Source organism: Streptomyces catenulae (assembly GCF_000718015.1).
Lineage (GTDB): Bacteria > Actinomycetota > Actinomycetes > Streptomycetales > Streptomycetaceae > Streptomyces > Streptomyces catenulae.
The window spans coordinates 79,052-91,967 of record NZ_JODY01000030.1 but is presented as its reverse complement, the minus strand read 5'-3'; the positions used below and the strand labels follow the sequence as shown (position 1 = coordinate 91,967).

At 69.6% G+C, this 12,916-nt stretch carries 11 protein-coding genes; 7 read left to right on the top strand and 4 right to left on the bottom strand.

All coding sequences use genetic code 11. The features are described from left to right. Positions 1 to 16: 16 nt before the first annotated feature. From IF23_RS0123355 to IF23_RS0123345, 3 genes are all read right to left on the bottom strand, one after another. Positions 17 to 892, bottom strand: coding sequence for a DUF4429 domain-containing protein (locus IF23_RS0123355; protein WP_030286778.1), 876 nt, complete (start codon positions 890 to 892; stop codon positions 17 to 19). Between the two features lie 91 nt (positions 893 to 983). Beyond that, complete coding sequence (locus IF23_RS0123350) at positions 984 to 2,207, bottom strand: alpha/beta hydrolase (protein ID WP_030286777.1); 1,224 nt, start codon at positions 2,205 to 2,207, stop codon at positions 984 to 986. A gap of 233 nt (positions 2,208 to 2,440) precedes the next feature. Then, positions 2,441 to 3,100, bottom strand: a complete 660-nt coding sequence (locus tag IF23_RS0123345) for a TetR family transcriptional regulator (RefSeq protein WP_030286776.1) — start codon at positions 3,098 to 3,100, stop codon at positions 2,441 to 2,443. 117 nt (positions 3,101 to 3,217) lie between these two features. On the opposite strand from IF23_RS0123345, the gene IF23_RS0123340 reads away from it, so the two are divergent. Both IF23_RS0123340 and IF23_RS0123335 read left to right on the top strand, forming a co-directional pair. Continuing rightward, entirely contained in the window at positions 3,218 to 4,819 is a 1,602-nt protein-coding gene (locus IF23_RS0123340; protein ID WP_030286775.1) for an MFS transporter, read from the top strand. A gap of 623 nt (positions 4,820 to 5,442) precedes the next feature. Next, positions 5,443 to 5,844: a peptidase inhibitor family I36 protein gene (locus tag IF23_RS0123335; protein WP_030286774.1), complete on the top strand. Its 402-nt coding sequence runs from the start codon at positions 5,443 to 5,445 to the stop codon at positions 5,842 to 5,844. A gap of 99 nt (positions 5,845 to 5,943) precedes the next feature. On the opposite strand, the gene aceE is transcribed toward IF23_RS0123335, so the two are convergent. Further along, entirely contained in the window at positions 5,944 to 8,676 is a 2,733-nt protein-coding gene (gene aceE / locus IF23_RS0123330) for a pyruvate dehydrogenase (acetyl-transferring), homodimeric type (RefSeq protein ID WP_030286957.1), read from the bottom strand. A 529-nt stretch (positions 8,677 to 9,205) separates the two neighbouring features. On the opposite strand from aceE, the gene IF23_RS0123320 reads away from it, so the two are divergent. The 5 genes from IF23_RS0123320 to IF23_RS0123300 all read left to right on the top strand — a co-directional run bounded on the left by IF23_RS0123320 (position 9,206) and on the right by IF23_RS0123300 (position 12,904). After that, positions 9,206 to 9,637 carry a DUF3052 domain-containing protein gene (locus tag IF23_RS0123320; RefSeq protein WP_030286773.1) on the top strand — a complete coding sequence of 144 codons (432 nt, stop codon included), beginning with the start codon at positions 9,206 to 9,208 and terminating at the stop codon, positions 9,635 to 9,637. Positions 9,638 to 9,784: 147 nt separating this feature from the next. Further along, positions 9,785 to 10,243 carry a peroxiredoxin gene (locus IF23_RS0123315; RefSeq protein ID WP_030286771.1) on the top strand — a complete coding sequence of 153 codons (459 nt, stop codon included), beginning with the start codon at positions 9,785 to 9,787 and terminating at the stop codon, positions 10,241 to 10,243. Positions 10,244 to 10,404: 161 nt separating this feature from the next. After that, positions 10,405 to 10,980, top strand: a complete 576-nt coding sequence (locus IF23_RS0123310) for a TerD family protein (RefSeq protein ID WP_030286769.1) — start codon at positions 10,405 to 10,407, stop codon at positions 10,978 to 10,980. A 164-nt stretch (positions 10,981 to 11,144) separates the two neighbouring features. Beyond that, positions 11,145 to 11,720 (top strand): TerD family protein, encoded by a 576-nt coding sequence (locus tag IF23_RS0123305; RefSeq protein WP_030286767.1) that lies wholly within the window; start codon positions 11,145 to 11,147, stop codon positions 11,718 to 11,720. A gap of 53 nt (positions 11,721 to 11,773) precedes the next feature. After that, positions 11,774 to 12,904, top strand: a complete 1,131-nt coding sequence (locus IF23_RS0123300) for a DUF475 domain-containing protein (RefSeq protein ID WP_030286765.1) — start codon at positions 11,774 to 11,776, stop codon at positions 12,902 to 12,904. Positions 12,905 to 12,916 lie beyond the last annotated feature (12 nt).

The following is a 12,916-nucleotide window of genomic DNA, read 5'->3' as shown; positions in this document are numbered from 1 at the left end:
CCGCCGTGAGCAGCGGCTACAGCTCGGCGAGGAGTTCGGCCTTCTTCGCGCTGAACTCGCCGTCCGTCAGCAGCCCGGCACCGTGCAACTCGCCGAGCTGGCGGATCCGGTCGGCGATGTCGGCCGGATTCCGCCCGGTGTCCCCGGCCCGGCGCACCGGCGCGCACCTCGGCTCCGGCCCGGTCTGCGCCGTCCGCACCGCCGCCAGCACCGCCGCGGCGAATGGCAGCGACTCGTGGACGGGCCCGTACCCGAGGCCGAAGACCACGGCGGCCGGATCCTGGTCGGCCTCGCCCGGCGTGCCGTCCCGGGCGGTGCGCTCCAGGAGCCGCAGATGGCCGGTGACCAGCTCCGGCGAGCGCCACTCCACCCCGCTCAACTCGCCGACGCCGAAGCTCTGGTCGCCGCTCATCCACTTCGCGGACGAGGCGCCCGTCCAGAACCAGCGGAACGTCACCGCGCTCCCGTCGAACGACGCCTTCCCGTCGTACGCCTTGAAGTGCAGCGGGCCCTCGGGCGGTGCGACCAGATGGCGGTCGGCGGGCTCCCCGGCGTCCGGCCCCAGCAGGCGGCGCAGCTCGTCGGCGAGGTGCGCCGCCGGGTCCTCCTGCTCGGCGGGCAGCACCAGACGGTAGGGGTCGGCGTCCTCCTTGAGCTGTCCGGCGGCCGCCTCCATCAGGGGGTCGGCGCCCGGCCTGGGCACGGCGTGCAGCACGACGGTGCCGCGCCTGCCCTCGGACAGCTCGACGGCGCTCAGCGCCTCGTACGGAATGCGTCGCTCGCCGAGCGCCTGGAACAGCTTCGGCCTGCGGATCCCCCGTTCGAAGCGGATGAGTACGGAGTCCGAGCCGAACTCCCAGACGGCGTGAAAACCGGCCAGCACATCACCCATGCGGCTCATCGTATGCGGCGGTTGCCCGCCCGTCCCCCTTATGGACACCTTGTACCTTCCGCGGCCGACGGCTCCCGGCCGTCGCGGCGGATCAGGTGAGCCCGGCGCCGCACCCGGCGTCGTCGGCCGCGCAGCGTACGTCCGAGAGGGCGCCCACGCCGATCTTCGCGAAGTTGCGCAGGCTCTCGGTGCCGGGCGTGAAGTACCCGGCGTGGCCGTCGGCACCGGCCGCCGACAGCAGACGGCTGCCGAACGCCGGATCGACCGGGTCGGGGCCGTGGCCCAGCCCGCCGACCTCCAGGTACGGCACGTCCTGGATCCAGTCGTCGGAGTCCCGCATGGCCCACAGCCGGGCCCGGGTGTCGAGCGCCGTCTTGTTGGCCGCACGCATGCCGGGGCTGCCCGCCACCGCGATGTCCCGCACGTTGGACGGCAGATCGCGCGCGGCCAGACCGCAGACCACCGAGCCGTAGCTGTGGCAGAACAGCGCGACGCTGTCGGCCGAGGGCAGCGCCCGGGTCAGCGCCCGCAGCCGGAGGGCGCCCGCCTGCGCGAGCTGCCCGGTGGCGGCCTCCACCCCGAGACCGGCCGGGGCGGTGTAGTCGGCCCAGGCGATCACCGCGGTCCGGGTGCCCGGCCGGGCGGCACGCTCGGCGCCGTAGAGCGCGTCGGCCATGCCCACGGGGGCGCTGGTGGCGCGGGTGGTGCGTTCGAAATTCGTCAGGTTGGTGTCCACCCCGGGGACGACCACGGAGACCCGGCGGGCCGTGTCGAGGTCGCCGAAGACCTCCGCGGCGCGGCCGCCGCCCGCCGGGTCGAACGCCAGGATCTGTCGGCCCTTGGCGGCCATCGACTCGAAGCGGTGCATCAGCCGACCCGCGTCCTGACGGCCCACGGGCGTGAGGCGGCGGTCGGTGGAGCGCCGCTCCTCGATGGCGCGCGCCTGGTCGAGCGCGGTGTGGTTGGCGCGGTAGCGCAGGTCCACCGGCGCACCGTTCATGTTGCCGACGACCAGCGGATACCGGTCGGCCAGCTCACGCCGCCCGGCGCGGTCCAGGGAGGCGAAGAAGGCGCGGAGCCGGTTCGGCGCCGTATCCGGGTCGGGCAGCCGGTCGCCGCGGAAGGAGGCGTGCCGCCAGTCGGCCTTCGCGGTGGCCAGCGGGTTGGCGTCGTCCTGGTGACCTCTGATCGCGGTCCACCCCGTGAGGGTGAGCATGACGAACACCACCGCCAGGGCGAGGGCCGCACGCCAGGCGGTGGACTGCAGGAATCCGAAGGAACCGAAGGAGGGGCCGAGCCCAGAGAAAGAAGTCACCGCGGGCCACCCTAGGAGACGCGGCAGCATGCCTGCTCCACGGGTGAGTCATGTCACGTTTCACGGCGGGTAATTCGAACAAAGTGGACGCCTGGAGCTGTGGGTCCGCGCTCAGGGGTGCGGTGCCGGACTCATCCGGAACCACTGCGTCACACCCTGCCGGTGCCGGGTGACGCCGCGTTCCGGAGCGGCGCCACCCGGCGCGCGGACGGACCGTGCGCGCCGGGCGCGCGTCACCGCACCGCGCGCCAGTTGTCGTCCAGGACGGGCCCGATGTGATCGAGGTACGAGCGGGTCAGCTCACGGATCGACGTCACGGTGAAGTCGTCGCCCTCGCTCCACGCCTTCCCGGCGGCGCGCATCACCCCGTTGAACGCCCCGACCAGCACCCGGGGGCGCGGGTCCAGGTCCGCGTCGAGCCCCTCCCGCCGGGCGATGAGCCGCGCGACCTCCTCCTCCAGATCGCAGGAGCGCCGCAGGTGGGCGGCGATCAGCGCGGGCGTCGACTCGATCATCTGGTAGGCGCGCATGTGCAGCTCCACCGGGACTATCGGCTCGATCGAGGCGGCGATGTCGTCCCAGGCGGCCATCACCGAGCTGCGCAGCGCGGTCAGCGGCGCCTCGTCGGCGGGCCGGTGGCTCAGCTCGTCCAGGAAGCGCGCCTCGACCATCTCCTGGACGGCGAAGGTGACCTCTTCCTTGTTGCTGAAGTACCGGAAGAAGGTGCGCTGCGAGACGTCCACGGCGGCGGCGATCTCGTCGACGGTCGTCGCCTCGTAGCCCTGGGCCGTGAACAGCTCCAGCGCGGCACGTATCAGGGCGTCCCGGGTGCGCTGCTTCTTACGGGCGCGCAGTCCGCACAGAGCCGATTCGCGCGGCGTCGACGGAGTCATGCTGCGCCGCCTTTCCATGGTGTTCTCGCTGCTCAGGATAGCTGTGAGCGAAATGACAGTTACCGACTCATGAATTGCTTTGTCAACTGTCAGCCGCTGACATTAGTGTCTCCGGATATGAGTTCCCAGACCCCGGTTGCCCAGAGCGCGCCGGAACTTCCCGTACCGGAGCCCCGTAAGGGGTTGCGCGGCCATCCGTGGCTGACTCTCTTCTCCGTCGCGATCGGCGTCATGATGGTCGCCCTCGACGGCACGATCGTGGCGATCGCCAACCCGGCCATCAAGCAGGATCTGAACGCCTCGCTGGCCGATGTGCAGTGGATCACCAACGGCTACATGCTCGCGCTGGCCATCGCGCTGATCACCGCCGGAAAGCTCGGTGACCGCTTCGGTCACCGTCAGACGTTCCTGATAGGCATCGTCGGCTTCGCCGCCGCCTCCGGGGCCATCGGCTTCTCCAAGGAAGTCACCTTCGTCATCATCTTCCGCGTGCTCCAGGGCCTGTTCGGCGCGCTGCTGATGCCCGCGGCGCTCGGTCTGCTGCGCGCGACCTTCCCCGCCGAGAAGCTCAACATGGCGATCGGCATCTGGGGCATGGTCATCGGCGCCTCCACCGCCGGTGGCCCGATCGTCGGCGGTCTGCTCGTCGAGCACGTCAGCTGGCAGTCGGTGTTCTTCATCAACGTCCCGGTGGGCGTGCTGGCGCTCGTCCTGGGCCTGGTGATCCTCAAGGACCACCGCGCGGCCAACGCCCCGCGGTCGTTCGACATACCCGGCATCGCGCTGCTCTCCGGCGCGATGTTCTGCCTCATATGGCCGCTGATCAAGGCGTCCGACTGGGGCTGGGGCTCCCTCCAGACCTGGGGCTTCCTGATCGGCTCCCTGGTGCTCTTCGTCCTCTTCGCGTTCCTGGAGACGAAGGTGCGCGAGCCGCTCATCCCGCTGCGGATGTTCCGCTCCGTGCCGCTCACCGCGGGCACGGTCCTGATGGTCCTGATGGCCTTCGCGTTCATGGGCGGCCTCTTCTTCGTGACGTTCTACCTCCAGAACGTCCACGGCATGAGCCCGGTCGACAGCGGTCTCCACCTCCTGCCGCTCACCGGCATGATGATCGTCGGCTCGCCGCTGGCCGGAGCCCTGATCACCAAGCTCGGCCCGCGTATCCCGCTGGTCGGCGGCATGGTGCTGACCGCCGTCGCGATGTATGGCATGTCCGGCCTGGACACCGGCACCGGCACGGCGACGATGTCGGTCTGGTTCGCCCTGCTCGGTCTGGGCCTCGCCCCGGTCATGGTCGGCGCCACCGAGGTCATCGTCGGCAACGCCCCGCTGGAGCTGTCCGGCGTGGCCGGTGGTCTTCAGCAGGCCGCGATGCAGGTCGGCGGCAGCCTTGGCACCGCCGTCCTGGGCGCGGTGATGGCGTCCCGCGTCGAGAACGACCTGCCGGGCAACTGGAAGGACGCGGGACTGCCCCCGGTCGACTCCCAGCAGCTGTCGCAGGCGTCCGACGCGGTCTCGGCGGGCTTCGCGCCGGTGCCGCCGAACACCCCGCCCGCGATCGGCCAGAAGATCGTCGCGGTCGCCCACGACACCTTCATCTCCGGCATGGGCCTCGCCTTCACCGTGGCCTGCGGTGTCGCCGTGGTCGCCGCCGTGGTCGCGCTCTTCACCAAGCGCGGCGCGAACGCGGAGGCGGGCGCGGGCGTCGGCCACATCTGAGCCACCCACATCCCTGACGGCGCGCGACAGGACCGGACACCCCCGGTCCGGCCGCGCGCCGTTGTGCCGCCTCGCGACAGGCCCCGCCCGGGGCTCGCACCGGTCTCCGCGCCGTCCGGCCTCACACCCGCCTCCGAATCGCCCGGCCCGCGCCGGTCTTCGCGCTCCGGGCCCCGCGCCGCCCGCCGCCCGGCTCAGCCGCCCCGGCCGCCCCGCGCATTTCCCCCGCCGTACGCGTCAACTCCCCGCCGTACGCGCCACATCGGGCGACAGCCGTCGATGCCTGTCCCGCCCGGCCCCCGCTTCCGCCCCGTTTCGCTCCTTCGGATGAGTCCCGCACGGGAACTCCCCGCGGCGGCCGCCACCCGGCCCGGTCGGCGGACCCCTTGGTACAGGCGGGAGGAACGGTTTCCACGGCGTCCCGGGACCACTGCCGAGGCGTCAACCTGACGCCGCACAGGCTTGGCCCCGAGCCCTACGCTCCGTCCACATCGCCCCACCGGGTGGTGCTGCCGCCGAGGTCTTGGCAGCCGCCCCGGCCGACGCCGAAGCTCGGCAGTGAACCCGCCGCGGGCAACCGGCCGGCGGCACACCCATCGCCGTACTCACGGGGGAGATTCCTGATGCGTATTCACCGCAGCACCGCGCTCGTCACCGGCCTCGCCGCGCTGGCCGCCACCCTCACCGCACCCACCGTCCTCGCCGCACCCGCCGCCCATGCGGCCTCCGGCGGCAGCGCCGCCTCCGGCGACTGCGCCAAGGGGCAGCTCTGCGTCTGGCCGGAGGCGAAGTTCGGCGGCAAGCGGCAGACCTTCGAGCTGGCCGACACCGACATCGACAGCTGCATCTCGCTGCCCAAGGGCACCACGGCCGCCTCGCTGGCCAACCGCACCGGCCGCCCGGTCACCACGTACCAGAGCGCCACCTGTGCCGAGACCGGCGAGTTCGACACCTACCCGGGCGGCGGCAGCTGGCTGCCCAGCTCGCCGTACCGCTTCCGCGCGGTGAAGATCTGGGAGAGCTGACCGGCGATGATCCGCACCCCGGACACGGCCGTGCCCGGAAATGCGCCGCGCCCCCGACCGGCGGACCGGTCGGGGGCGCGGCAGGGGCCGTGCGGTGGCTCAGGCGTCGCCGCCCGCCTCCCCGGCGTCGGCGGCCGTGACGTCCAGCAGCTCGTAACGGTCGATGGCCTGCTTCAGCAGCGAGCGGTCGACCTTGCCCTCCTTCGCCAGCTCGGTCAGCACACCGAGCACGATCGACTCCGCGTCGATGTGGAAGAAGCGGCGGGCGGCACCGCGGGTGTCCGCGAAGCCGAAGCCGTCGGCGCCCAGCGACTGGTACGCACCGGGCACCCAGCGCGCGATCTGGTCCGGCACCGAACGCATCCAGTCCGACACCGCGACCTTCGGGCCGGGCGCGTCCGCCAGCTTGCGGGTGACGTACGGGACCTGCTGCTCCTCCTCGGGGTGGAGCAGGTTGTGACGCTCGACCTCGACGGCCTCGCGGCGCAGCTCGTTCCAGGAGGTCGCCGACCAGACGTCCGCCTTGACGTTCCACTCGTCCGCCAGGATCCGCTGGGCCTCCTCGGCCCACGGCACCGCGACACCCGAGGCGAGGATCTGGGCCGCGTGCTCGCCCTTCTCCCCGGCCTTGATCCGGTGCAGACCCTTCAGGATGCCCTCGACGTCCACGTCGGACGGCTCGGCCGGGTGCTGGATCGGCTCGTTGTAGACGGTCAGGTAGTAGAAGACGTCCTCGGAGTTCTCGCCGTACATCCGGCGCAGACCGTCCTTGACGATGTGCGCGATCTCGTACCCGTACGCCGGGTCGTAGGCGACACACGCCGGGTTGGTCGAGGCCAGCAGCTGGGAGTGGCCGTCGGCGTGCTGGAGGCCCTCGCCGGTCAGCGTCGTACGACCGGCGGTCGCGCCGAGCACGAAGCCGCGCGCCAGCTGGTCGGCCATCTGCCAGAACTGGTCGCCGGTCCGCTGGAAGCCGAACATCGAGTAGAAGACGTAGACCGGGATCAGCGGCTCGCCGTGGGTGGCGTAGGCGGAGCCCGCGGCGATCAGCGAGGCGGTGCAACCGGCCTCGGTGATGCCGTCGTGCAGCATCTGGCCGGTCGGCGACTCCTTGTACGCCAGCAGCAGCTCGCGGTCGACCGACTCGTAGATCTGGCCCAGCGGGTTGTAGATCTTCGCCGACGGGAAGAACGCGTCCATGCCGAAGGTGCGGTACTCGTCGGGCGCGATCGGCACGAAGCGCTTGCCGATCTCCTTGTCCCGCATGAGGTCCTTCAGGACCCGGACGAACGCCATGGTCGTGGCGATCTTCTGCTGGCCGGAGCCCTTCTTGGCACCGGCGTACGCCTTGTCGTCCGGCAGCGGCAGCGGCTTGGCCCGCACGACACGGGTCGGCACATAGCCGCCCAGCGCCTTGCGGCGGTCGTGCATGTACTGGATCTCTTCGGAGTCGCGGCCCGGGTGGTAGTACGGCGGCAGGCCGTCCTCCAGGTCCTTGTCCGGGATCGGCAGCCGCAGCCGGTCGCGGAAGCCCTTGAGGTCCTCGACCGTGAGCTTCTTCATCTGGTGGGTCGCGTTGCGGCCCTCGAAGTTCGGGCCGAGCGTCCAGCCCTTGACGGTCTGCGCGAGGATCACCGTCGGCTGGCCCTTGTGCGCCTTGGCCGCCGCGTACGCCGCGAAGATCTTCTTGTGGTCGTGACCGCCGCGGCCCAGGTGCAGGATCTGGTCGTCGGTCATGTTCTCGACCATGGCGCGCAGCCGGTGGTCGCCGCCGAAGAAGTGGTCACGGATGTACGCGCCGGTCTCGGTGGCGTACGTCTGGAACTGACCGTCGGGCGTGGTGTTGAGCTTGTTGACCAGGATGCCGTCGCGGTCCTGCGCCAGCAGCGGGTCCCAGCTGCGGTCCCAGACCAGCTTGATGACGTTCCAGCCCGCGCCGCGGAACTGCGACTCCAGCTCCTGCATGATCTTGCCGTTGCCGCGGACCGGGCCGTCCAGGCGCTGCAGGTTGCAGTTGACGACGAAGGTGAGGTTGTCCAGCCCCTCACGCGCGGCGATGGAGAGCTGGCCCAGCGACTCCGGCTCGTCCATCTCGCCGTCGCCCAGGAAGGCCCAGACGTGGCTGTCGGAGGTGTCGGCGATGCCGCGCGCCTCCATGTAGCGGTTCATCCGCGCCTGGTAGATCGCGCCGAGCGGGCCCAGGCCCATCGAGACGGTCGGGAACTCCCAGAAGTCCGGCATCAGCCGCGGGTGCGGGTAGCTGGACAGACCGTCGGGGGCCTTGGACTTCTCCTGGCGGAACGCGTCCAGCTGGGCGTTGGAGAGCCGGTCGAGCAGATACGCGCGGGCGTACACGCCGGGGGAGGCGTGGCCCTGGAAGAAGATCTGGTCGCCACCCTTGCCGTCGTCCTTGCCCCGGAAGAAGTGGTTGAAGCCCACGTCGTACAGGGAGGCGGAGGAGGCGAACGTGGCGATGTGACCACCGACGCCGATACCGGGGCGCTGCGCCCGGGAGACCATGACGGCCGCGTTCCACCGGGTCGCGTTCAGGACCTTGCGCTCGATCTCCTCGTTGCCGGGGAAGAACGGCTCGTCCTTGGTCGCGATGGTGTTGACGTAATCCGTGCTGCGCATCTCGGGCACGGCCACGCGCTTCTCGCGGGCCCGCTCGATCAGTCGAAGCATGAGGTAGCGAGCTCGTTCCCGGCCTCGCTCATCGACGGCTGCGTCGAGCGAGTCGAGCCATTCCTGGGTCTCTTCGGGATCGAAGTCCGGGACCTGGCTGGGAAGGCCGCCAATGATGATCGGGTTTCGATCGGATCCGGAAGCCACGCTGTTCCTTCGTGTTCGGGTCATGTCGTGCTCTGCACGCGATAGCTGCTGCGCACGCGGTCGGATGGTGTCTCTCTGTGGTGTCTGTCGGTGGTCACGCCGCCTTCCATCGTGTACCGCGCCCTCGGGATACGTCATCTCTACCGAGGGGTAACCCCAGGCGGGGAGGCGACGGCGGCGCGGGCCGTGGTGACAGGTCGGCCAAATCGCAACCATACGCCCATGTCGACAGAGGGTGACGTACTGAGGTACGGAATCCGCATGGGTGTCCAGGAGGCGGGTAGAACGTGTAGGTGGGATCGTCACGACTGTCCACACCGCAAACCCGGCAGATCGTCGTGAGGTGCATCACTTCGGCCTGTCCGGATGGGGTCGCAGTTGCGGCGAGACGCCGCCAATCGTCACCGTTTAGGCGGTCTCCGCGGCCGGGTACTTGCGCGATCCGTCCCGCCCGTGTGGACTACGCCCAATGCTCCGCGCACGCGCGGAGCGTTCCAGAGCATTTCCGAAACACGACAGGAGGCAATCCGTGAGCGCGACCGCGGACCACGCGGAGGAGCGGACCAACCCTGCCGCCAGGCTGGGGTTCGAGCCCGGACAGGTGGTCCAGGAGATCGGCTACGACGACGACGTCGACCACGATCTCCGCGAAGGTATTGAGGCCGTTATCGGCCAGGACCTCGTCGACGAGGACTACGACGACGTGGCGGATGCCGTCGTCCTGTGGTTCCGCGACGACGACGGCGACCTCACGGACGCGCTGGTGGATGCCATCGGCCTGATCGACGAGGGAGGCGTCGTGTGGCTGCTGACGCCCAAGACCGGGCGCGATGGCTACATCGAGCCGAGCGACATCAATGAGGCCGCGCAGACCGCGGGTCTGTCCCAGACCAAGAGCATCAGCGCGGGCAAGGACTGGTCGGGCAGCCGACTGGTCTCGCCGAAGGCCGGCAAGCGCTGAGCCCCCCTTTCCTCAGCCGCACCCCGAGCCCCCTCCGGATCCGTCCGGAGGGGGCTCGGTGCCGTCCGGGGACGGTCTCCGGCGCGCGCGGGCGGGCGCGTAGGGTTGGGCCGATATCTGTTGAACGTGAGCGAAGGGATGCACCCCATGGCGATCGAGGTCGGCACGAAGGCTCCGGATTTCGAGCTGAAGAACCAGCACGGCGAGCTGGTCACGCTCTCCCAGTTCCGTGGTGAGAAGGCCGTCGTCCTCCTCTTCTACCCCTTCGCCTTCACCGGCGTCTGCACCGGTGAGCTGTGCGCGCTCCGCGACGAGCTGCCCAAGTTCGTCAACGACGACGTCCAGCTGCTGGCGGTCTCCAACGACTCCCCGTTCTCGCTGCGCGTCTTCGCCGAGCAGGAGGGCCTGGAGTACCCGATGCTGTCGGACTTCTGGCCGCACGGTGAGGCGTCGCGCGCCTACGGCGTCTTCGACGAGGAGAAGGGCTGCGCGGTGCGCGGCACCTTCGTCATCGACAAGGAGGGCGTGGTGCGCTGGTCGGTCGTCAACGGTCTGCCCGACGCCCGTGACCTGAACGAGTACGTCAAGGCGCTCGACGCGCTCTGAGCCCCCCCTGGATGGCGCCGGTTCCCGCCCGCAGCCGACATTCGTCGGTGATATCTGCGATCGGCGGGAACCGGTCACTAGGATCGATTCGTTGATCCGATGCCATGCACGATGGGGGCGCAAAAAATCTTGACGTACCCCTCGAACCTATGGGAGGACTCGTGGGAGTCAGCCTCAGCAAGGGCGGCAACGTCTCGCTGACGAAGGAAGCCCCCAATCTCACCGCCGTGCTCGTCGGCCTGGGCTGGGACGCGCGTACCACCACCGGTACGGACTTCGACCTGGACGCCAGCGCTCTGCTGACGAACGACCAGGGCAAGGTGGGCAGCGACCAGAACTTCGTGTTCTTCAACAACCTGAAGAGCCCCGACGGTTCGGTCGAGCACACCGGTGACAACACCACCGGTGAGGGCGAGGGCGACGACGAGGCCATCAAGGTCAACCTCGCCGGTGTCCCCGCCGATGTCGCGAAGATCGTCTTCCCGGTGTCGATCTACGACGCCGAAACCCGTCAGCAGAGCTTCGGTCAGGTCCGCAACGCGTACATCCGCGTCGTCAACCAGGCCGACGGCACCGAGCTGGCGCGCTACGACCTCAGCGAGGACGCCTCGACCGAGACCGCCATGGTCTTCGGCGAGCTGTACCGCAACGGCGCGGAGTGGAAGTTCCGCGCCATCGGCCAGGGGTACGCCTCCGGGCTGCGCGGCATCGCGCAGGACTTCGGCGTCAACGTCTGACCGCTCGCGGACCCGCGCCCCCGGGGCGTGCGGTCCGCGACACCGCTCGACCACGTGCGGCGCCGTACGCCCCGCAAGGGGGTGCGGCGCCGCACGCGCGCAACAGGGGCGGCGGCCCAGGGCGCGCCGCGGCCCGTCACGACACCGGGGAGGATCCGAACACCATGAGCGTCACACTCGCCAAGGGGGGCAATGTCTCCCTGTCCAAGGCCGCGCCGGACCTCACGCAGATCATGGTCGGTCTGGGCTGGGACGCACGGTCCACCACAGGAGCCCCCTTCGACCTCGACGCCAGCGCGCTGCTGTGCGCCGGAGGCCGGGTGCTGGGCGACGAGTACTTCGTCTTCTACAACAACCTCAAGAGCCCCGAGGGCGCCGTCGAACACACCGGCGACAACCTCACCGGTGAGGGCGAGGGCGACGACGAGTCGATCCTGGTCGACCTCACCGGCGTCCCCGACGGCGTCGACAAGATCGTCTTTCCGGTGTCGATCCATGAGGCGGATCTGCGCGGCCAGAGCTTCGGCCAGGTCAGCAATGCCTTCATCCGTATCGTGAATCAGGCGGACGGCAGTGAACTCGCGCGCTACGACCTGAGCGAGGACGCCTCCGCCGAAACGGCGATGATCTTCGGCGAGGTCTACCGCTACCACGGGGAATGGAAGTTCCGCGCGGTGGGACAGGGGTACGCGTCGGGTCTGCGGGGCATCGCTCTAGACTTCGGGGTCAACGTTTCGTAAAGGCACCACGCCGCATACGCGGGGGCCCGCAGAGCTAGGGAAATGGGTAGGCAGTGCTCCTGAAAACCTTTGGCTGGTCGTTCGCCGTCACGGTGGTCGGCCTCGCCGTGGCCGGCGTGCTCTGGGGGTGGCAGGGCCTCGCGATCGTCGGGATCCTCTCCATCCTGGAGATCTCGCTGTCGTTCGACAACGCGGTCATCAATGCGGGCATCCTGCGCAAGATGAACGCCTTCTGGCAGAAGATCTTTCTGACGTTCGGCATTCTGATCGCGGTCTTCGGTATGCGGCTGGTGTTCCCGGTCGTCATCGTGGCGATCACCGCGAAACTCGGGCCGATCGAGGCGGTCAATCTCGCCATCAACGACAAGGCCCATTACCAGGAGCTGGTCACCGCCGCCCATCCGGCCATCGCGGCCTTCGGTGGCGTCTTCCTGTTGATGATCTTCCTCGACTTCCTCTTCGAGGAGCGCGACCACAAGTGGCTCGCCTGGATCGAGAAGCCGATGGCCCGCCTCGGCAAGCTGGAAACCCTCTCGGTGATCGTCGCGCTGGTCGTGCTGCTGGTCTCCGCGGTGACGGTCGCCACCGACGTCGCGCACGGCGGCGGTGACAAGACCGCCACGGTCCTGCTCTCCGGTGTCGCCGGTCTGATCACCTACCTCGTCGTCGGCGGTATCTCCGGGTACTTCGAGGACAAGCTGGAGGACGACGAGGACGACGATGACGAGGCGGAGGGCGCGGCGCCCGCGAAGAAGGGCAACGGCGCCGTCATGGGCCTGGCCGGTAAGGCCGCGTTCTTCATGTTCCTCTACCTGGAGGTCATCGACGCGTCGTTCTCCTTCGACGGCGTCATCGGCGCGTTCGCCATCACCAACGACATCTTCGAGATGGCGCTGGGTCTGGGTATCGGCGCGATGTACATCCGGTCGCTGACCGTCTTCCTGGTCCGCAAGGGCACCCTCGACGACTACGTCTACCTGGAGCACGGCGCGCACTACGCGATCGGCGCGCTCGCCGTCATCCTCCTCGCCACCATCAAGTACGAGATTCCCGAGGTCGTCACCGGTCTCATCGGTATCGTGCTGATCGGGCTGTCCTTCTGGTCCTCGGTGCGGAAGAACCGCCACGAGACCGATTCGGGCGACGGTGCCGAGCCGAAGGCCGAAGTGTCCTCCGGCGTGTGACGCCGGTCTGAT